Origin of the sequence: Paenibacillus sp. GD4, assembly GCF_030846225.1 — a bacterium.
GTDB lineage: Bacteria > Bacillota > Bacilli > Paenibacillales > NBRC-103111 > Paenibacillus_G > Paenibacillus_G silviterrae.
The window spans coordinates 3,840,816-3,860,384 of record NZ_JAVCYK010000001.1; the positions used below are offsets into that span (position 1 = coordinate 3,840,816).

Annotated in this window: 18 protein-coding genes; 14 read left to right on the top strand and 4 right to left on the bottom strand. The window is 54.1% G+C overall.

The features are described 5' to 3' along the window. Window positions 1-227: 227 nt before the first annotated feature. The 3 genes from RAC89_RS18620 to RAC89_RS18630 are packed head-to-tail and all read left to right on the top strand — an operon-like array spanning window position 228 to window position 4,722. Complete coding sequence (locus tag RAC89_RS18620) at window positions 228-1,460, top strand: MFS transporter (protein ID WP_306615223.1); 1,233 nt, start codon at window positions 228-230, stop codon at window positions 1,458-1,460. 33 nt (window positions 1,461-1,493) lie between these two features. Next, the gene (gene nasC / locus RAC89_RS18625) at window positions 1,494-3,623 is read left to right on the top strand and encodes an assimilatory nitrate reductase catalytic subunit NasC (RefSeq protein WP_306615224.1); all 2,130 of its coding nucleotides are present in this window, start codon (window positions 1,494-1,496) and stop codon (window positions 3,621-3,623) included. A 43-nt stretch (window positions 3,624-3,666) separates the two neighbouring features. Further along, complete coding sequence (locus RAC89_RS18630) at window positions 3,667-4,722, top strand: anthranilate phosphoribosyltransferase (RefSeq protein WP_306615225.1); 1,056 nt, start codon at window positions 3,667-3,669, stop codon at window positions 4,720-4,722. A gap of 43 nt (window positions 4,723-4,765) precedes the next feature. On the opposite strand, the gene RAC89_RS18635 is transcribed toward RAC89_RS18630, so the two are convergent. Continuing rightward, window positions 4,766-5,275, bottom strand: coding sequence for an NUDIX domain-containing protein (locus RAC89_RS18635; protein WP_306615226.1), 510 nt, complete (start codon window positions 5,273-5,275; stop codon window positions 4,766-4,768). A 171-nt stretch (window positions 5,276-5,446) separates the two neighbouring features. On the opposite strand from RAC89_RS18635, the gene RAC89_RS18640 reads away from it, so the two are divergent. From RAC89_RS18640 to pheA, 4 genes are all read left to right on the top strand, one after another. Then, a complete protein-coding gene (locus tag RAC89_RS18640) occupies window positions 5,447-5,902 on the top strand; it encodes an ACT domain-containing protein (RefSeq protein ID WP_284644814.1) in 456 nt (151 codons plus the stop codon). A 249-nt stretch (window positions 5,903-6,151) separates the two neighbouring features. After that, a complete protein-coding gene (locus RAC89_RS18645; RefSeq protein WP_306615227.1) occupies window positions 6,152-7,438 on the top strand; it encodes a homoserine dehydrogenase in 1,287 nt (428 codons plus the stop codon). Window positions 7,439-7,495: 57 nt separating this feature from the next. Further along, complete coding sequence (gene thrB, locus RAC89_RS18650) at window positions 7,496-8,476, top strand: homoserine kinase (RefSeq protein ID WP_306616132.1); 981 nt, start codon at window positions 7,496-7,498, stop codon at window positions 8,474-8,476. Further along, the gene (gene pheA / locus RAC89_RS18655) at window positions 8,473-9,318 is read left to right on the top strand and encodes a prephenate dehydratase (protein ID WP_306615228.1); all 846 of its coding nucleotides are present in this window, start codon (window positions 8,473-8,475) and stop codon (window positions 9,316-9,318) included. Before thrB ends, pheA begins: the two co-directional genes overlap by 4 nt. 61 nt (window positions 9,319-9,379) lie before the next feature. Here pheA and RAC89_RS18660 read toward each other — a convergent pair whose 3' ends face one another. Then, complete coding sequence (locus RAC89_RS18660; RefSeq protein WP_306615229.1) at window positions 9,380-10,243, bottom strand: formate/nitrite transporter family protein; 864 nt, start codon at window positions 10,241-10,243, stop codon at window positions 9,380-9,382. A 23-nt stretch (window positions 10,244-10,266) separates the two neighbouring features. Further along, entirely contained in the window at window positions 10,267-10,785 is a 519-nt protein-coding gene (locus RAC89_RS18665; protein WP_306615230.1) for a hemerythrin domain-containing protein, read from the bottom strand. Window positions 10,786-11,010: 225 nt separating this feature from the next. Here RAC89_RS18665 and RAC89_RS18670 point away from each other — a divergent pair, with 225 nt between their 5' ends. The 3 genes from RAC89_RS18670 (at window position 11,011) to RAC89_RS18680 (ending at window position 15,435) form a co-directional block, all read left to right on the top strand. Then, entirely contained in the window at window positions 11,011-12,459 is a 1,449-nt protein-coding gene (locus RAC89_RS18670; RefSeq protein ID WP_306615231.1) for a tagaturonate reductase, read from the top strand. Window positions 12,460-12,461: 2 nt separating this feature from the next. Then, complete coding sequence (locus tag RAC89_RS18675; protein WP_306615232.1) at window positions 12,462-13,961, top strand: UxaA family hydrolase; 1,500 nt, start codon at window positions 12,462-12,464, stop codon at window positions 13,959-13,961. 151 nt (window positions 13,962-14,112) lie between these two features. Further along, window positions 14,113-15,435, top strand: coding sequence for a LysM peptidoglycan-binding domain-containing protein (locus RAC89_RS18680; RefSeq protein ID WP_306615233.1), 1,323 nt, complete (start codon window positions 14,113-14,115; stop codon window positions 15,433-15,435). Window positions 15,436-15,502: 67 nt separating this feature from the next. Here the strand turns inward: RAC89_RS18680 and lepB are convergent, their stop codons facing one another. Next, window positions 15,503-16,060, bottom strand: a complete 558-nt coding sequence (lepB, locus tag RAC89_RS18685; RefSeq protein ID WP_306615234.1) for a signal peptidase I — start codon at window positions 16,058-16,060, stop codon at window positions 15,503-15,505. Between the two features lie 156 nt (window positions 16,061-16,216). On the opposite strand from lepB, the gene RAC89_RS18690 reads away from it, so the two are divergent. The 4 genes from RAC89_RS18690 (at window position 16,217) to ruvB (ending at window position 19,546) form a co-directional block, all read left to right on the top strand. Continuing rightward, window positions 16,217-16,921, top strand: coding sequence for a BofC C-terminal domain-containing protein (locus RAC89_RS18690; protein ID WP_306615235.1), 705 nt, complete (start codon window positions 16,217-16,219; stop codon window positions 16,919-16,921). 464 nt (window positions 16,922-17,385) lie between these two features. Continuing rightward, window positions 17,386-17,889 carry a crossover junction endodeoxyribonuclease RuvC gene (ruvC, locus tag RAC89_RS18695; RefSeq protein WP_306615237.1) on the top strand — a complete coding sequence of 168 codons (504 nt, stop codon included), beginning with the start codon at window positions 17,386-17,388 and terminating at the stop codon, window positions 17,887-17,889. Next, window positions 17,886-18,524, top strand: a complete 639-nt coding sequence (gene ruvA / locus RAC89_RS18700; RefSeq protein WP_306615238.1) for a Holliday junction branch migration protein RuvA — start codon at window positions 17,886-17,888, stop codon at window positions 18,522-18,524. The genes ruvC and ruvA overlap by 4 nt, the downstream gene beginning before the upstream one ends. 17 nt (window positions 18,525-18,541) lie before the next feature. Further along, window positions 18,542-19,546, top strand: coding sequence for a Holliday junction branch migration DNA helicase RuvB (ruvB, locus tag RAC89_RS18705; RefSeq protein ID WP_284637939.1), 1,005 nt, complete (start codon window positions 18,542-18,544; stop codon window positions 19,544-19,546). Window positions 19,547-19,569 lie beyond the last annotated feature (23 nt).

Genomic DNA, 19,569 nt, shown 5'->3' on the forward strand with positions numbered 1-19,569 from the left:
GGTTTTTATTTTGATAAACACGTACATTTCTTTTATTATGTACAGGCAATGTTCGTGAATGTCGTGAATCCAAAAGCCAAAGGTGAATAACGGGAAGAATACTGCATAAAAACATGAACAAATTAGAAAAACCCCATTGATCTTTTCCGATAGCGGATGTATAGTGTATGTAAATAAACATAACACAAATACAAAGAGAAGCTATTTATTTCGGGAGGTAATGTGGAATGGATGTAAAAAATTTTAAAAAAGCAGGTCATTTTCCGAGTTTGATGTCAGCATTCCTCTATTTTGATGTAAGCTTTATGATTTGGGTTCTTTGTGGAGCGTTGTCACTCTACATCACGAGGGATTTCGGACTCACGGACGCTCAGAAGGCTACCATGGTTGCCATCCCGACCCTGGGAGGCTCGATCTTCCGGATTCCTATGGGAATTCTCGCCGATCGGATCGGCTCCAAGAAGGCAGGTATGATCGGGATGTCGCTTACCATCCTCCCTTTGCTATGGGGGTGGCTGGGCGGTGTCAGCTTAAATCAGGTATATGCCTTCGGCTTCCTTCTCGGTATTGCCGGCGCAAGCTTCGCCGTATCCCTGTCGCTTGCGAGCCGTTGGTACCCCCCGCAATATCAAGGTCTGGCCATGGGGATCGCCGGGGCGGGGAACAGCGGAACCGCACTTGCTACCTTCTTCGGGCCGCAGCTGGCTAATGCCTACGGCTGGAATAACGTATTCGGTATGGCAATCATTCCACTTCTGCTTGTCATGATCGCTTATGCACTTATGGCTAAGGATGCGCCGAATCAGCCGGCTCCTAAGAGCTTGAAGGATTATCTTTCCGTATTGAAGGTTCCGGATACTTGGTGGTTCAGCATCTTCTACGCTATTACGTTCGGCGGTTTCGTCGGATTCTCCAGCTACTTTAATATCTTCTTCTACGATGTGTACGGGGATAAAGCGATGGAAGGCGGCTTGACGAAGGTACAGGTAGGGTACCTCGTAACGATTACGGTAATAGCTGGAAGCTTCTTCCGTCCGATCGGCGGATATATTGCGGATAAAATTGGCGGCATGCGATTTATGCTGCTGTTATACAGCATCATTACCATTTGCGCTTATGGAATTTCCCTGATGCCAAGCTCGTTTGTTGTTATGCTGATCATCACCAGTATTATGATGGCTTGCCTGGGGATGGGGAACGGCTCGATTTTTCAAATTGTGCCCCAGCGTTTTTCCAAAGAAATCGGCGTTGTTACAGGAATTGTCGGCGCGGCGGGGGGCCTGGGCGGATTCTTGCTTCCGAATAACGTGCTTGGACCGCTGAAGCAGGCAACAGGCAGCCACGTAACGGGCTTTCTCGTGGTAGCATCGATTGTACTTATTGTAACGCTTGTATTCTATGCGGTAACGCGAAGCTGGCGTAAGGCTTGGGCGACGGCGGATTCCGGAGTGAATTTCTAATCAAAGGCTAGAGAGTAAGGTGAGTGAGCAGAGATGAGCGAGTTTCTTAAAGCGTTTCAGAAGCGTCAGGCAGAGCAGCCTCCCCGGGAAAAGACGACCCAAACCGAATGTCCCTACTGCAGTGTACAGTGCACAATGAATTTGCATGAGGAAAAGTCGATCATGGTGAGCCGCTACGCTGTGTCCCCGAACAAGGAGGATCCGGTCACAGACGGCAGGCTGTGTGTCAAAGGACTCAATGCTCATGTGCATGCTACCCATGATAAGCGGCTGAAATACCCGATGCTGCGTGTGGACGGAAGGCTAACGCCCGTTTCCTGGGAGGCCGCGCTGCAGCAGATCGGTGACAGAATCCGTGATCTTCAAGCACGATACGGGAAAGATACCGTCGGTGTTTACGGGGGCGGGTCACTGACGAACGAAGAATGTTATCTCCTCGGTAAATTTGCCAGAATTGCGCTTCAGACCAAATATATCGATTATAACGGCCGCTTCTGCATGTCGGCGGCGGCCGGCGCGTCCAACCTGACCTTCGGGGTAGATCGTGGCTTGACCAACCCCCTGGAAGAGGTGCCGCTGGCGAAATGTATCATCCTCGCAGGGACCAACATCGCGGAGTGCCAGCCGACAATTATGCAGTATTTTCGCAAAGCGCGTTCGGAAGGAAGCAAAATCATTGTGATCGACCCCCGAGAAACGGCTACCTGCTCCATCGCCGATCTTCATCTGCGCGTGAAGCCCGGCTATGATGCCGCTTTGGTGAACGGCATGCTGAAGGTGCTTGTCGAAGAGGGCTATGTGAATAGGGATTTCCTTGAGGCGCGAACCCATGGATACCAGGAGCTGGAGGAGCATGTGAAGCAGGTATCGCTTGCCGAGGTAGCTGCGTTGACGGGGGTGCCCGTCGAGCATATCCGCGAGGCGGCGCGCTGGTACGGAGCGGCGGAAACCGGTATGATTTTCACGGCGCGCGGGGTAGAGCAGCACGCTAGCGGCGTAGCAAACGTGAGAAATTTTCTCAACATGGTGCTGCTGACCGGTAAAATCGGTAAGCCGGGCTGCGGCTATGGGGCCATCACAGGTCAGGCCAATGGCCAAGGCGGCCGGGAGCATGGACAGAAGGCCGACCAGCTGCCGGGCTACCGGCTGATTGAGAATCCCGAGCACCGGGCCTATATTGCCAAGGTTTGGGGAGTACCGGAGGAGGAGCTGCCCCGCAAAGGCGTCTCTGCTTATGAGATGATGGAGGCGATCGACCGCGGGGAGATCAAGGGCTTGATCATCCTCGCCTCCAATCCCGTTGTTTCCAACCCCAACAGTCACCTGGTCGAAAGAGCGATGGCAAAGCTGGAATTTTTGGTTGTTATCGATTTGTTCGAATCGGAGACGACGAAGTGGGCGCATATGCTGCTGCCCGGCTCCGCCTATTTGGAGGATGAGGGGACGATCACGCAGCTGGAAGGGCGCGTCATGGTGCGAAGAGCGCTGAAGTCGCTGCCCGGGAGGGCCAAGCTGGATTGGAGGATACTTTGCGACATCGCGCAGGTGCTGGGCAAAGGGCAGTATTTTCAGTACAACCATGCTGAACAAATCTTTCAAGAGCTGTGCCTTGCCTCCAAGGGAGGACTTGCGGATTACTCAGGCATGAGCTATGAACGGATAGAGAAGGAGCACGGGATGTTCTGGCCTTGTCCGGAAGAGGGCCATGCGGGCACGCCTAGGATGTTCGAAGAGCGGTTCGCTCATGCCGACGGCCGTGCGAGGCTGGTTCCGATCGAGCATCAGAATCCGAAGGAAGTGGCCACGAGGAAATACCCTTATCTGCTAACGACAGGCAGGGTGCTTCAGCACTATTTATCCGGGGTTCAGACGCGGAATACGTCGGAGCTGAATTCCAAATATCCGGAGCCTTTACTCGAAATCCATCCGGATACGGCAGGAGTCATTGGTCTTGTTAACGGCGGTCACGCCAAGGTAGCCTCAAGGCGCGGCTCGATCCGGCTGAAGGTGAAGGTTTCCGCGAAGATTCGCCCGGACACGGTCTTCGTCGCATTCCATTGGGGCGAGGAGCAGTGCATCAATCGTCTCACGAACCCGGCACTTGACCCAACCTGTCGGATGCCGGAGTTCAAGGTTTGTGCCGTTCAGATCGCGCCGGGATAGCCGGTTAAGAGATGCAGCATGCCTATACTTGGAGGTTCTGATCATGAAACAGTACATCAAGGCAGTCGGAACGGGGAAGCTAGGGTCAAGAAGCTTGTCCTATGATGAAGCGGTAGCGGCTGCCCATGCCATCGCCAGGGGGGAGTCAACGGATGCCCAAACGGCAGCGTTCCTTATGGCGATGCGGATGAAGGGCGAAGCCGACGAAGAAATGATGGGCTTTATTGATGTATTTCGCAAGTATTCGCTGCCGTATCGGTCATTCTCACATTCTCTAAATTGTGCCGGCCCCTATGATGGTCGGCACTATTTTCCGGTTACGATTCCCGTAAGTCTGCTGCTTGCCTCCGTGGGATTTTCTCAGGTGCTCCATGGCAGCGTGGCGCTCCCGCCTAAGCTGGGGCAGTCCGTGAAGGAGCTGCTTGAGGGACTCGGTGTCCAAGTGGAGCTGGAGGCGAAGCTATGGGAAAAAATTTTCGTTTCGCTCCATATCGGATTCATCTGGACGGATCTGATTTGTCCTCCGTTCGGAAGGGTGAGGCACGTTCGGGAGCAGATCGGGCTGCGCACTTTCCTTAATACAGTGGAGAAGATGATCAATCCGGTTCATTCGCTGAATATGGTCATCGGTGTGAACCATAAGACGGCCATGGAGCACTTGATTCATCTGCTGCCCAAAACGGGCTTCGAGACCGCTTATATTGTCCAAGGGATGGAGGGGTCAGAGGATCTCCCCCTTCATAAGAACAGCTCCATTCGGAAGGTGACGCCTTGGGGAGATGAATCAAGTACAATCGATCCCAGTACGTTCGGTTTCCGCGGAGCTCCTCTCGAGAAGTGCACCAAGGAGGTTCAGCTTGAGTTATTGAACCGGGTCATATCCGGGGATGATTCCGAGGAAGTGCAAAACGAGCGCGACCATGTCATTTTCAACGCAGGACTGCGGCTTTATTGGTTTGACAAGGTGGGCTCGTACGAGGAGGGCTTCCAGCTGGCCGCCTCGCTGCTGCAGCGCAGGGAGGCGCTGAAGCTGCTGAACCGCTGGATTGAGATGAGCCGTCCGGGAGACGCGCAGACTCGCCTTCAGGCAAACGCATAAGCATACAAGCCACGCTCTTTCAAGAGAAGCGTGGCTTTTTTGGTTATCTCTTCTGCGGGTCCACCAGCTCGGTCCAATGTACGGCGGGCTGTCCCTCTGCATCGAAGCCGGCGGTGCCCACCCATATAGAAGGGGAAGGGCCGTAAGTAAAGTAATGCTCCAGAAGACTGTGGAAAATAAAAGGAATTTCACGGTCCAGCACCTTCTCCTTCGGAATCCAGTGCAGCTCCCCTTCTTCCGTCTGAATCACCTCACGCCGTTTGGCGGTTGCCGTATAAATAAATTGCTGCCTTATTTCCTGCTGGTTCTGACGAATCAAAATGTATTGCAGGTGAAGATTCTCAAGCTCCTCCGGGGACAGCCCCGTTTCTTCGTATATCTCTCTTAGCATGGCCGTCTTTGGGTCATTGATTTCCTCCGGCTCCAGGTGACCGCCTACCGATGCCCACATGCCGGGGCTTAACGTGCGTTTCGGAGAACGCTTCATCATCAGCATATCGTTGCCGTTAAACAGAATGGCCGTTGCCATCATCCGGGCTCGCAAAGTAGACAAAGAGAATAACTCCTTCCGTTCTGTAGGTAAATAGGGATGTACGTTTCCACTGTACCACAAAAATTTGAGCTGTGCCTATTGCAGGTCTTATGAGAAGTGCGCTATAATGTCCACTAGGTGAAAACAATCGTCTTTCTAGAGAGGACTGCTGACGTGCCGGATAATACAGGGATGCAAGGTCTCCCGGACAGCCGGGAGCGTTACTACTTGGTGAGGGAAGATATTTTGCCGGAAGCGCTGGTGAAGACAGTGCAAGCCAAGGAGCTGCTGGCCCGCGGAGAGGTGAAGACCATTCATGACGCGGTCGAGCAGGTGGAGCTGAGCCGGAGTGCTTTCTATAAGTACAAAGACGGCATCTATCCTCTGAGTAAGCTGGAGCGGGAGCGAATCGTTACGATCTCCATGGATTTGGAGCATCGCTCGGGTATACTGTCTCGTGTGCTTGCCATGATTGCCGGCTTGGAAGGCAATGTGCTTACCATTCACCAGACCATTCCTCTGCAGGGGGTAGCCAATGTCGTCATCTCCGTGGAAACCTCGTTGATGAGCGAGAATGTCGCTTTTCTGCTGAACAAGCTCCGATCGCAAGACGGCGTTACGCGCGCCCACCTCGTCGGGCAAGGCTAAATTAAATATAACATTGATTTTCAAAATGAATCGGGATAGGTAAAAAGCAGCCGTAGAGTTTACGTGTCGGCCTTTGAAAATGAGTTTTTCCATCAAATATGATAAAATAAACTCATTTTCACCGGGGTCCCCGCAAAGTAATCGGATTATGCTTCGAGTTGATTACTTCACTTTGTGGGGTATAGATAGACCGAAGGCGCTTTTTACCGGGACCGACCTGATTTTGAAAATCAATCAAGGAGGAACCATATGAAACCAATCAAAGTAGGCTTACTAGGACTAGGAACGGTCGGCACCGGTGTGGTACGGATCGTGGAAGGGCATCAACAGGATCTGGCAAGCCAATCCGGTTCCGCCATAGAAATCGCCAAAATTCTGGTGCAGGACACAAGCAAAACCCGTAATATAAACGTTTCCGCCGATAAGCTGACAGACAATCCTAACGATATTATTGAAAACCCGGAGATCGATGTTGTTGTTGAGGTTATGGGCGGCATCGAGCTTTCAAAAAAATACATTCTGGATGCGTTGGAACAAGGTAAGCACATTGTTACGGCCAATAAAGACCTGATGGCGCTGCATGGGCCGGAAATCTTGGCGAAAGCGGCGGAGAAACGCTGCGATGTGTTCTATGAAGCGAGCGTGGCGGGCGGCATTCCGATCATCCGTACGCTGATCGAGGGCTTTACGTCCGACCGGATTACGAAAATCATGGGCATCGTCAACGGAACGACCAACTACATTTTGACCAAGATGAGCCAAGAGGGCGCAGCATACGACGACGTGCTGAAAGAGGCGCAGCAGCTCGGCTATGCCGAAGCGGATCCGACCTCCGATGTAGAGGGCTTTGATGCGGCTCGCAAAATGACCATCCTCGGCACCCTCGGCTTCCGGACTGAAATGGCTCTGGCTGACGTGTCGGTAAAAGGTATCTCCAAGGTATCCAAGGAGGACATCGCTTACGGAAAGAAGCTTGGGTACGAGGTGAAGCTGCTGGGGATCGCGGAGCATCAGGATGATCGCATCAGCATCAGCGTTCAGCCTACCATGGTGAAGATGACCCACCCGCTTGCTTCCGTGAACGGCGTATTCAATGCGGTTTATGTATATGGGGAAGCGGTTGGCGAGACCATGTTCTACGGTCCGGGTGCAGGCGAGCTGCCTACGGCAACATCGGTCGTAGCGGATCTTGTGGCGGTTGTCCGCAACCTGAAGCTGGGCATCAACGGGCAGCGCGGCTTCGTTCCGTACAAAGAGAAGAAGCTGAAAACCGACGAGCAGATCGTTTCCAAGAACTTCATCCTGCTGCACGTTGCGGATAAGGCTGGAGTACTTGCTCAAATCACGCAGGTATTTGCTGAACATGAGGTGAGCTTGGAATCGGTGCTTCAGCATCCGAACGCGTCGAACCCGGCGGCTGAGATCATCATTATTACGCATGACGCGAATCAAGCGGCAATGAAAAATGTACTGAAGGAGTTCGAATCGATGGACGTTGTTCATTCGATTAAGAGCGTATATCGTGTCGAGGGCTAACTAAGACGAAATGAGCTATGCAGAAGCTGGAAGCGTAAGGAGAACGTAACTCTCATGATGATAGATAAAAGCCGCAAGGTACGTGTGAAAATACCGGCCAGTACGGCCAATTTGGGCCCGGGCTTCGATACGCTGGGGATGGCGCTGGGTTTATATGCGTGGATCGAGATGGGCTTTGCCAATGAGACGAAGATCACGTTGTTCGGCGATCAAATGCAAGGGATCCCAACGGATAAGAGTAATCTGGTCTATGAAGTGGCGCAAATGGTATTCCAGCGGGCAGGGGTTTCCTGCCCTGAGCTGGACATTGCCATGTACAGCGATGCTCCGCTGACTCGGGGCCTCGGCAGCAGCGCCTCCGCCATCGTAGGTGCACTCGCTGCGGCGAACGCGTTGATCGGCAGCCCTTTGACGAACGATGACCTGTTCCAAATGGCGACCGAGCTCGAGAAGCATCCGGACAATGTCGGAGCATCGATTTTCGGAGGCTTGGTAGTTGCGTTCTGGGACGGGGAGCGTGCGGAGCATATCCGGGTCGAGCCGGACGAGCGGCTGGAGGTGCTGGTCGCCATTCCGCATTTCCAGCTGTCGACGGAGAAAGCACGCCATGTGCTTCCCCGGGAGCAAAGCTTGGCTAACGCAGTGTATAACGTCGGGCACTCGAGTGTTCTCGTAGCTGCGTTCTGCACAAGCAGACTGGATATGATCTCGCATGCGATGAAGGATGCGCTGCATCAGCCGTATCGTGCGCCTCTGGTGCCGGGGCTCGGCAGGATTTTGGCGGAGGCTACGGACCATGGGGCGCTGGGTGTCGCGCTAAGCGGTGCGGGGCCAACCATACTGGCGCTAGTGGACCGGAGCAGCTCGCAGAAGGATGAGCTGGAAGCGTTCATGAAGGAGACACTGAAGCAGGAAGGCATCGAAGCCACTACGATGTGGCTGATGCCGGACCGGGCGGGTGTGCAAGTAAGCGAGGTGTCTCCTGCGGAGCGGGAGGCAAGCTTGTTCGACAACATTAAAGGGGAGATCCGGATATGAAGCGAATCGCGCTCTTAGGTCCGGGAACCTTTACGGAGGAGTCGGCACATTATTTTCTGGGCAAGGAAGCGTACGAGTATGTGGGGTGCAAGCTCATCGACGATGTTTTCCTGTCCACGGTGAACGGACAAACCGATTATAGTGTGATCCCGATCGAGAATACGTTCGACGGCTCCGTTAGTCTCCATTTGGATTGGATTGTCCATCAGGTGGACTTGCCTTTTCGGGCGGAATGGGTGTACCCGATCTCGATTAACCTGTTAGCTGTGAAGGATGCGCCGAAGGACTTCTCGCGAATTCAAAAGGTGTATTCTCACGGCGTGACTTTATCGCAATGCCGCCTGTTTCTGAAGGAGAAGCTGCCGCACGTGGAGCTGGAGCAGGTAAGCAGCAACGGGGAAGCCGCGCGCTTAGTCCGGGAGCTTGGGGAGCCTGGGGTAGCGGCACTCGCGCCTATGACGGCGGGTACGCTGTATGATTTGCAGACTCTTGCAAGCGGAGTTCAGGACCATCAGGATAATTACACGCGTTTTGTGCTGGTTGGACCTGAGGTACCTAGGCTAAAGCAAGCGGACGTGGTGAAAACGACGATCCTCGTCACCTTGCCGGAGGACTATCCGGGTGCGCTGCATCAGGTGCTGTCCGCATTCGCGTGGCGCCGGATTAATCTTTCGAAGATCGAGTCGAGACCGACAAAGAAAAAGCTCGGCAGCTACTACTTCTATATCGACATTAACGCGTCCTTGGATTCCGTGCTGCTGCCGGCCGCTTTGCAGGAGATTGAGGCGATTGGGTGTCAGGTGAGAATTCTCGGCTGTTATCCTACGTTTGCTTATAAATAAACGGGAAAGACCCTCGATGGCCGCTGCTTAGGAGCGACCTTCGAGGGTCTTTCGCTTCTTGTCAATGCAGCCCGCTAATCTGCTCTATCCCCGTAGAGCTATCCTTACCCCACTCCCGGTCCGCAGTGCCGCCATGCTTCTCTGCGGCCGTCGGCTGCTTTTTTGCGTAGGCGATGCCGTACACTACCGTTACAAACAGAGCACCGCCCACGGCATTGCCTAAAAAAACGGGGACAAAGTTGGCGATATATTCCGCCCAAGTCGCATGTCCGGCGAAAATCGCAGCAGGGATCAGAAACATATTCGCGACCACGTGCTGAAAGCCGATCGCTACAAAGGCCATCGTAGGAAACCAGATGCCGAGCACATACCCGGTGCCGTCCTTCGAGCCGTATGCCAGCCAAACCGCAAGCGCCACAAGCCAGTTGCACCCGACCCCCGAGAGGAAGGCAGCGAGGAACGGCTCCTCCAGCTTTCCGTGGGCTAACGCCAATGTACGGGCCAGATACTCGCCTTGCTCTGTCAGGCCGACAAGATGGCCGAATACGTAAGCGACGAAGAGCGCCCCTGCGAAATTGCCGATAGTAATCCAGAACCAGTTGAAAGCAACACGATAAGCGGGAATTTTCCCTTGAAAGCAGGCCATAGATAACGTCATCATATTGCCGGTAAGCAGCTCTCCTCCTGCGGCTAGCGTGAGGATAAGCCCAAGGGGGAATACGGCAGCTCCAACAGCTCCGGCAAGGCCGCTCCATGCCGGAGGCAGCCCTGCGCTAACCCGGATGGCAAGAAGAAAGCCGAGGGCGATATACGCGCCCGCGGCGAAGCCCAGCGGAAGTTGTTTAGACAGAATGGGGTAGTATGCCTTTTTCCAACCGGTTTCTCCCGCAATCAAAGCGATCTGTTCAGGCTTCATGAAGCTCATAAGTCATCACTCCTATGCCATGTTTAGAAGCCGATGGCGTTCGATCGATTGGCTAATGCGGCAAGAAGCTCTTCTTCTTTATAGAAATGCTGATACAGGACGTCGTAGGCCTGAAGCAAGTACGATGCCATCAAACGCGCCTCCGAACGGGGGACGATTTGGAACATTCGCTCCGCAGCATCCAAAAATGCCGCAATATACTGCTCAGCAATTTCATGCTCCTGCTCCATTTGGGTAAATTCATCCATGGTTTCTCCAAAGTACCAAGCGATCATAGGGAAGAGGGTATTCTCCTCCCAAACCGAATGCTGATGCAGCGTCTCCATGAAATGCGTTACCTTTAGCTTCAAATCCTTCAGCGAACCGATCCAGTTAATGACGTCCTCATCCCAGCCGATCGCCTCGGCCATTCCGTAAAGCTCCAACAGCTGCTGCTGCAGCAGGGTATGCTCGTCCTGAAGACGCTGGATCGAATCGTTCAGCTCCTGCATGGGAAATCCTTGGCGGGCATACATCACTTCTAACGGTACTTGCGGTTTCATAGCTCATCCCTCCGATGATAGAGACTCTAGCGCCTCTTTGGATGCCTTCAGTATAAGATAAGTTCATGAATGAGTAAGTGAAAATAATCACAAGTGACAAAGGTTTTTCTCTTTCACAAAAAAGATGTAATTCTTTTCGCTAAGCTGCGATGTAAATCACAGGCACGCTGCCGAATCGGAGTACAATGAAATACATAAGCCATATCTCACAGGAGGAATGTTCCTATGAATCGATTGCAAAAGCCCGCAGCCCAGCGTCCGGAAAAAGTGCTGCAGTTCGGGGAGGGTAATTTTCTTCGCGGTTTCGTCGACTGGATGCTGCATCGCATGAACGAGCAGGGACAATTTAACGGTCAGGCTGTGGTCGTGCAGCCGATCGATGCGGGGCTAACCGATCTAATTAACGAACAGAACGGGATGTACACGCTGCTTCTGCGCGGAATTCAGAATGGAGAAACCGTCGACGAGGCGGAGCTTATTACCTCCATTCGGCGTGGAATCAATCCGTACAAAGACTACAAAGCGTTCTTAAACTGTGCGTTGAATCCCGAGCTGCGTTTTATCGTTTCCAACACGACGGAAGCGGGGATCGTCTTTCAACCGGAGGATCTGCCTACGGACTCGCCTCCGAGCTCCTTCCCGGCCAAGCTGACGGCATTGCTGCATAAACGATTCAAAGCGTTTCATGGAGATCCTGCAAAGGCGCTTGTCATCCTTCCTTGTGAGCTGATTGACAGGAACGGCGACCAGCTGAAGTCCATCGTTTATCAATATGCCCGCAAGTGGAAGCTGGGCGCGGATTTCCAGCAATGGCTGGAGCACTGTCACTTCCTCAACACCCTTGTCGACCGTATCGTCACAGGGTATCCGAAAGAGGAGATTGAGGCGCTTTCCGCCCGGTTCGGCTACGTCGATCGCTTGTTCAACACGGCGGAGCCTTTCCATCTTTGGGTCATCGAGGGCGATCCCGAGCTGGCGAAGGAGCTTCCGTTGACAGAGGCAGGCTTGAACGTCGTGTGGACCCGGGACATGACTCCTTACCGTACCCGAAAAGTTCGTATTTTGAACGGCGCTCATACTATGACGGTGCTGGCTGCCTATTTAGCCGGAAAAGAAACCGTTAAGGAATGTATGGATGACGAGCTGATTGCGGCATACATGCAAAAGGGGCTTTTCGAGGAGATCATTCCGACGCTGGACCTGCCGGAGGAGGAGCTGAAATCCTATGCGAACAGCGTGCTGGAGCGATTCGCGAACCCTTTTATCAAGCATTACCTGCTCAGCATTGCCTTGAATTCCGTGTCCAAATACAAGACCAGAGTACTGCCGTCCCTGCTTGAATTTGTTTCGCGCAGACAAGAGCTGCCGTCCGTGTTATGCTTTTCCTTAGCGGCTCTGCTTGTATTTTACCGTGGGGAAAGACAGGGTGAAGCCATTGCTCTGCAGGATGACGCCCCTCATTTGGAGAAGTTCAAACAGCTCTGGTCGGAAGCGGACGGAAGCCCGTCATCGATTGACCGTTTAGTAGAAGAAGCGCTTCGTCATGAACCGTTCTGGGGGCAAAGCCTGCTGGAGGTCAAAGGGCTTCAAGCCGAGGTGGCCGCCGCCGTCGAAGCCATTCTGGGGCTCGGCATGAGAAAGGCGATGGAGCAAGCGTTAAAACGGAGGAGATAACGATGGACCAAACCAATCAAATTTTGCGCATTCATGAATCCGATCAGGTCGTTGTAGCTCTATCCGCCCTTGAGGCAGGGGATACTTTTCGGATCGGTAATCAACAGGTTACGCTTACGGAAACGATAGCTCGTGGCCATAAAGTGGCGGTCAAGCCGATTCCCGCCGGGGCTCCCGTCATCAAATACGGATTTCCTATCGGTCATGCTACGAAGGACATTCAGCCAGGGATGTGGGTGCACACGCACAACGTGCGTACCAATCTGGAAGGGACGCTTGATTACCGCTATGAGCCTGCTCCCGGCAATCCGATTTCGGCGGTAGGGGAGATACCCGAATTTATGGGCTACGTCCGCGAGAATGGGGACGTAGGGATCCGTAATGAAATCTGGATTGTGGGCACCGTCGGCTGCATCAACAAAACGGCCGAAAGAATAGCTCAAGCAGCGAATGTAAGGTATGCCGGGAGAACGGAGGGCATCTTCACATTTCCCCATCCGTACGGCTGCTCCCAGCTCGGGGACGATCAGCTCGATACCCAGCGGATATTAGCGGGCCTAGTCAGGCATCCCAATGCAGCCGGAGTGCTTGTGCTCGGTTTGGGCTGCGAAAACAACCATATCGGCGAGTTCCGAAAGCTGCTGCAAGACGTTGATCCGAAGAAGGTTCGATTCCTGTCCGCCCAGGAGACGGAGGATGAACTGGAAGCGGGACTTGAGCTGATCGGCGAGCTGGTGGAATACGCGGAAGCCTTTCAGAGGGTGCCGTGTCCCGTATCAAAGCTCGTTATCGGACTGAAGTGCGGAGGTTCCGATGCTTTCTCCGGTATTACCGCGAACCCGCTGCTCGGGCAGGTTTCGGACCGGTTGATCGGCTATGGAGGCAGCTCCGTGCTTACCGAGGTTCCGGAGATGTTCGGCGCCGAGACGATACTAATGAACCGCTGTCGGAACGAATCGGTTTTCGAGGATACTGTCCGGCTCATCAATGATTTTAAAGAATATTACGCCCGTCACGGCCAAGTTATTTATGAAAATCCGTCTCCGGGCAACAAACAGGGGGGCATCACAACCCTGGAGGAGAAATCGCTTGGGTGCACACAGAAGGGCGGCACAAGTCCGGTGGTGGGCGTCAGCTCCTATGGCGGAGCCGTGAAGGGAAACGGACTCCATCTGCTGGAGGGACCGGGGAACGACATCGTCGCCGTAACCGCCTTGACAGCGGCCGGCGCCCATCTAGTGCTGTTTACTACTGGAAGGGGGACCCCGCTTGGGGGGCCGGTGCCTACGGTGAAGGTATCCTCCAACAGTGAGCTGGCGGAACGGAAAAAGCACTGGATTGACTTTGACGCAGGCCGGCTGCTTACCGGCGCGGGCTTCCCCGAAATAACGGACGAGATGATGAGCTATATTACAATGCTTGCCTCGGGAGAGGTCCGGACCTGCAACGAACGCAGCGGCTACCGCGAAATTGCTATCTTTAAAGACGGAGTTACACTTTGACCTGCTGTAACCGGTGCGCCATCCTGGCGGCCGGTTACAATTTTTTTAGGGAATTCATGGTCAAATGCCCACTTTGCTGCATAAACTGTATTGTTATTTTCAGATTCGTTGCTTGACTGGGAACTAGCAATACTTAGAGGAGGTTTGTGCAGTGAAAATCCATATGGTCAAAAAGGGCGACACGATGTATGAGATCGCGAAGAAGCATGATATTGATCTCAATGTATTGATTGCCGCCAACCCGCAAATTGCGGATCCGAATGTGCTGGATGTCGGGATGAAGGTGAAAATCCCGAACATACCGAAGCCGGTGACCCCGCCGACGGAATTTCTGTATAAGCACACGGTGGTGCAAGGCGATTCCCTATGGAAAATCGGCAAGGCATGGGGGATTCCTCTCGCGGCAATGATTGCGGCCAACCCGCAGCTGAAAAATCCGAATATCCTGATGACAGGAGAAGTCGTTTACGTTCCTAAGATCAAGGCGGAGCCAGCCCCTGCTGCTGCCGAACAGCAGCCTGCAGCAGGTGAAGTGCCGCCAATGGAAGCGCCTTTAGCCCCGATGCCGGAGGCAGCGGAAGGGCCCCCTGCAGCAGAGCTTCCGCAAATTCCGATGGAAATGCCTCCGATGCCAAACATAGAGCATGCACAAGAGCCTCCAAGCATTCCTGTACCGGTACAGGATCAGGGGATGCCGTCCGAGGTGCCGCCTCTGCCGCAGCTGCCGCATCAAAATCTGTTCGAGCAATTCCAGGTGCCGGCAACGGAGGTAGGAGGCATGAATGTGGAGTTTTCCGTCATGGAAACGAACATTTGGCCGTTGCCGGAGCCTCCGCAGTTCCCTGAGATGCCGACAGACGCAGGGATGATGACTCCTCATTACCCGATGATGCCGACAGACGGTGGCATGATGACTCCTCACTACCCGATGATGCCGACATACCCCGCTGCCGGCGGAGACTGCGGCTGCGGAGGCAAGGACCCGTATTTTTCAACGATGCCGTGGGTAGATCCTGCCCTCACCTCGTACGGACCGGACATGAGCGCCGGTATGCCGCACCATGGCGTTCAGGCAATGCCGCTGCCGGGCTATACCCACGGGTTCGAGCCTCATCACCATGGGTTTGGCTATCAAGGGATCATGCAGCCTTATCATGGCGGCATGACTTACCCGGCCGGTACGCTGGGTATGCCTACAGGTGTCCCTTACGGATTCCCGTATGCACCGATGGAAAAGGAGGATTGCGGCTGCCACGGTAGGGAAAAAGAGGCGGAAGATCAGGGGCGCTCGGCTGAGGAAGCAAGCATTTCCGGAGCGTCGAAGGCCGCTGAGTCCGCAGTCCCTCCCAAGCAGAAGAAGCGGAAGAAGCCGGAGACAGCGAAAGCCGCCATCCGCAGTCTGATCGCGCGTCATAAGCGTCAGGCCGAAGCGTCGGCAAGAAGATCGAAGCGCAATAAGCCGTGGATCGGCTAGGATAATAAGAAAAGGCCGGATGCTCCCAAGAGAGCCTCCGGCCTATTTGTCATTGTGCTTTGAAAGGTTACTCCCCCAGCTTGACGCCGAGTACATGATCGAAAGGGATAAACCCAAGATCGCGGCTATCTCGGCTGTTGTTGCGGTTATCGCCCATCACGAAGATATGATCTTCAGGGACAACCCATTTCATATCCGGCATCGGACGCATCGCTTCGCGAATATAAGGCTCTTCGAGTACGACTCCGTTGCGGAGCAGCTGCTGGTTGCGAAGCTCCAGCACATCTCCCGGCTTGCCGATGACTCGCTTCACATACATGATCCTCTCATCCTCTTGGCCATAGACTAAAGCCAGTAAAGGATGCTCCATAAAATCATCAAGCAAAGAACGCTTCCGTTCGACCCGGCTGTCGATAATGACGATGTCTCCATAATCGGGTACGGTACGAAAGGTATGTCCGAGCTTCGATACGTAGATGCGTTGTTCATCATGTAAGGTGGGATCCATAGAATGCCCGGATACCTTGGTTGGCTGAATGACGAAGACACCGATAAGGAATGTAAGGATAATGGCGGCTGCGATGGACTGTGTCCAGGCCATGGCTTCCTTCAGTACGCTTTTCATGAGTCGCGAGTCCCTTCCTTCATTCAAAGATATGAACCAATTATACCACGGAGGGCCGGTTGTTTCCACGAACTGAATAAATGGAAACCGTCATGGCAAATATAGTTAATAAAACATGAGCTTGTACTATCAAATCATGACTAGAAGGGGATCGCTATGACTGTGCTCAGCTTCTGGAATCAAGTCAAGAGAGAGTTGAAAAAAAGGCTGCGATGGAAGCGCCGGTGGATTCATCTGGCAGGCATCGTGCTCGCGATAGGTGCGGCCTCCGCTTGGTGGATGCTGCAGGAGCGCCCGGATTCGGAGCAGGGAATTGACGGACAGCAGGAGCGCATGGTGCTGGGAAGATCGATTCAAGGCCCGGCGCAGCCGGAGGAAGAGGTAAGGAACATGGTAAGCGGCATTGAAGGAGAGCGGGAGGTTTACTCGAAAAAAGCATATGTATGCGGAGAAGAGCTGCAGCTGCTCGGACGGATGAATTCGGCCCAAATATTGGCCTATTACAAGGAGCATCCTTCGATGACGGTGAGCCTGGCTGACGGAGGCAAGGTGGTTTTCACGGAATCGGTCAGCGATCTTTCGCCGCAATGCAAGCACAATGCATACTTCGGTCTGGACGAGCAGGGCAATCTGTCCTTATTTGAGGGGGTGCCGGGTTCGGCGGACCGGAACGTCATTCGTACCTTTTTCCAGCTCAATATCGAGTATTTGGAGAGCAGCTTGCCTAGGGAGACGCTGAAGCAGCTGTATCAAGGCATTCAAGTCAGCGATCTGGACGAATACAACAGCGTGCTTTCCACCTTCAGCGATTACGCAGTGGAGGAGACGGAAAAGGTCATGCAGGTCGCGCCGTTACAGTAAGAGCAAACATGGACACTGGATCCGTCTGGACCGGTGTTCTTTTTTGCTTGTCTTACCGTGTTCATCAGGTATAATATCTGTTATAATGGGAAAGTGAACACATATGTTCGCTTTCTTTTTTTTAGCCTCTTCATAAGACTGTCACATGCTGGGTAAGGAAGACGATGCTGCTGTAGTGCAGAAATCCGCGATTCCAAATGAAGTTCAGAGCAAGATTTGTGAGAAAAGGCATCTTTGAAGAAGTGTAATGACTGATACCGAGGTGAATGGCCTCAGAATGTTGTATATTCGCAGAAATCTCCTTGATTTTGAGAGAAACGGTGGTAAAAAGTTGTATTTTCGCACAATTATATTGTTTATAGTGGAAGGGCCTACGGAACAAAAGTATGTGTTTGCCACGCAGAGAGTTTTTAAATGACGCGTATGGCGTATTGTTAACGGCCAAGGAAATGGGAGTGTACGCTTTGAGAATACTTGGGATCGATCCCGGGATCGCGATAGTAGGTTTCGGATTCATTGATAAAATCGGGCATAAGCTGGTGCCGGTGCAGTACGGCTCCATTCAGACGGAGGCCCATACGGATGACGCCGTTCGGCTGCGGCAGGTGTACGATTCGATCGTACAGCTGATCGACAAGTACAAGCCGGATACGGTAGGCATCGAGAAGCTGTTTTTCAACCGCAATGTAACCACTGCGCTGACGGTTGGGCAGGCTCGCGGCGTATTGATGCTGGCTGCTGAGCAGAAGGGGCTGCCCATCGGGGAATATACGCCGCTTCAGGTGAAGCAGGCGATCGTCGGCTATGGGAAGGCGGAGAAGAAGCAGGTGCAGGAGATGGTGCGCATGTACTTGAATCTGTCCGCCGTGCCGAAGCCTGACGATGTGGCGGATGCCCTGGCGGTTGCGATTTGCCATGCGCATTCCTCCGCGCTACAACAAAAGATAAATGAGGTATCGAAGCGATGATCGATTTTCTAAGGGGAACGGTGGCGCACCGGGAAACGGAATTTGTCGTTCTCGACGTGCGGGGTGTGGGATACCGCGTGTTCTGCGCGAATCCGTATGCCGTGCTGCCGGGCAAGGATCAGGACGAGGTTACGATGTACATACATTATCATGTGCGGGAGGACGCGCATCTGCTGTTCGGCTTTACCTCCCGTGAGGAGCAGTCGATGTTTCGGCTGCTGCTCGAGGTCAGCGGCATCGGGCCGAAGGTTGCGCTTGGCGTGATGAGCGGGGGCAAGCCGGAGGTCATCGCGGCGGCCATCCAGCAGGAGAACCTGAGCTTCCTGACCAAGCTGCCGGGCATCGGGAAGAAGACGGCCCAGCGGATGGTCCTCGATCTGAAGGACAAGCTGGGAGCGGTGAGCGCAGGCTCCGAGCTCGAGGGCTTCGGCCTTGGCGGCGCAGCGGTGCTGGCTGCACCGGCCGGTGGAGGAGCCTGGGCGGAGGCGAAGGCGGCGCTTTTGGCGCTCGGTTATACCGAGGCGGAGGCGGACCGGGCCGGCCAGGCGATCAAGCCGAAGCTGAAAGGCGACGAGACGACGGATGTAGTGACGAAGCTGGCGCTCCAGGCGCTGTTTCAGCAATCGCTTAGATAGGGAAGGGAGCAAGCAGCATGGAAGACCGCATCATATCAGCCAACCTGATGATGGAGGATCAAGCGGTGGAGCTGAGCCTGCGGCCTCGCTACTTGGCGGAGTATATCGGGCAAGCGCAGGCGAAGGAAAACCTGAAGATTTATATCGAAGCGGCCAAGATGAGAAAGGAAGCGCTTGACCACGTTCTGCTGTATGGGCCTCCGGGTCTCGGGAAAACGACGCTCTCCAACATTATCGCCAACGAGCTGGGCGTGAATCTGCGCACCACCTCCGGTCCGGCAATTGAACGCCCCGGAGATTTGGCCGCGCTTCTGACCAATCTGCAGGAGGGCGACGTGCTGTTCATCGATGAGATCCACCGCCTTCACCGGACCGTAGAAGAGGTGCTGTATCCGGCGATGGAGGACTACGCGCTCGATATCATAATCGGCAAGGGGCCAAGCGCCCGTTCGGTACGGCTGGATTTGCCCCCGTTCACCTTGATTGGAGCCACGACGAGAGTCGGTCTACTGTCGGCGCCGCTGCGCGACCGCTTCGGTGTCGTAAGCCGTCTGGAATATTACACGGTGGATGAGCTGTCCTATATCGTTAGCCGGGCGTCCGAAATTTTGCAGGTGCCGATCGTCGGAGAGGCCGCTCATGAGATCGGGCGCCGCTCCAGAGGCACGCCGAGGATAGCGAACCGGCTGTTGAAGCGGGTGCGGGACTTCGCGCAGGTGAAGGGCGACGGCATCATTACGCTGGAGATCGCGCGGACCGCGCTGAGCAGCATCCAAGTGGACCCGCTCGGGCTGGATGAGATCGACCACAAGATGCTTCGCTCGATCATTACGAGCTTCCAGGGCGGTCCTGTAGGCTTGGATACGATCGCCGCCTCCATCGGGGAGGAAAGCCAAACGATTGAGGATGTCTACGAGCCGTATTTGCTGCAGATCGGGTTTTTGCAGCGTACGCCGCGCGGGAGGATGGTTACGGCGCAGGCATACAGCCATTTGGGGCTGCCGATGCCGAACCGTTCGTAGGTTTAAGGGGAGAGGAGCTGTCA

What these genes read in the sequence shown, in the direction of transcription:
- RAC89_RS18620 (WP_306615223.1), top strand. Translation starts at nt 228, where the DNA reads ATGGATGTAAAAAATTTTAAAAAAGCAGGTCATTTTCCGAGTTTGATG.
- nasC (WP_306615224.1), top strand. Translation starts at nt 1,494, where the DNA reads ATGAGCGAGTTTCTTAAAGCGTTTCAGAAGCGTCAGGCAGAGCAGCCT.
- RAC89_RS18630 (WP_306615225.1), top strand. Translation starts at nt 3,667, where the DNA reads ATGAAACAGTACATCAAGGCAGTCGGAACGGGGAAGCTAGGGTCAAGA.
- RAC89_RS18640 (WP_284644814.1), top strand. Translation starts at nt 5,447, where the DNA reads ATGCAAGGTCTCCCGGACAGCCGGGAGCGTTACTACTTGGTGAGGGAA.
- RAC89_RS18645 (WP_306615227.1), top strand. Translation starts at nt 6,152, where the DNA reads ATGAAACCAATCAAAGTAGGCTTACTAGGACTAGGAACGGTCGGCACC.
- thrB (WP_306616132.1), top strand. Translation starts at nt 7,496, where the DNA reads ATGATAGATAAAAGCCGCAAGGTACGTGTGAAAATACCGGCCAGTACG.
- pheA (WP_306615228.1), top strand. Translation starts at nt 8,473, where the DNA reads ATGAAGCGAATCGCGCTCTTAGGTCCGGGAACCTTTACGGAGGAGTCG.
- RAC89_RS18660 (WP_306615229.1), bottom strand. Translation starts at nt 10,243, where the DNA reads ATGAGCTTCATGAAGCCTGAACAGATCGCTTTGATTGCGGGAGAAACC.
- RAC89_RS18665 (WP_306615230.1), bottom strand. Translation starts at nt 10,785, where the DNA reads ATGAAACCGCAAGTACCGTTAGAAGTGATGTATGCCCGCCAAGGATTT.
- RAC89_RS18670 (WP_306615231.1), top strand. Translation starts at nt 11,011, where the DNA reads ATGAATCGATTGCAAAAGCCCGCAGCCCAGCGTCCGGAAAAAGTGCTG.
- RAC89_RS18675 (WP_306615232.1), top strand. Translation starts at nt 12,462, where the DNA reads ATGGACCAAACCAATCAAATTTTGCGCATTCATGAATCCGATCAGGTC.
- lepB (WP_306615234.1), bottom strand. Translation starts at nt 16,060, where the DNA reads ATGAAAAGCGTACTGAAGGAAGCCATGGCCTGGACACAGTCCATCGCA.
- RAC89_RS18690 (WP_306615235.1), top strand. Translation starts at nt 16,217, where the DNA reads ATGACTGTGCTCAGCTTCTGGAATCAAGTCAAGAGAGAGTTGAAAAAA.
- ruvA (WP_306615238.1), top strand. Translation starts at nt 17,886, where the DNA reads ATGATCGATTTTCTAAGGGGAACGGTGGCGCACCGGGAAACGGAATTT.
- ruvB (WP_284637939.1), top strand. Translation starts at nt 18,542, where the DNA reads ATGGAAGACCGCATCATATCAGCCAACCTGATGATGGAGGATCAAGCG.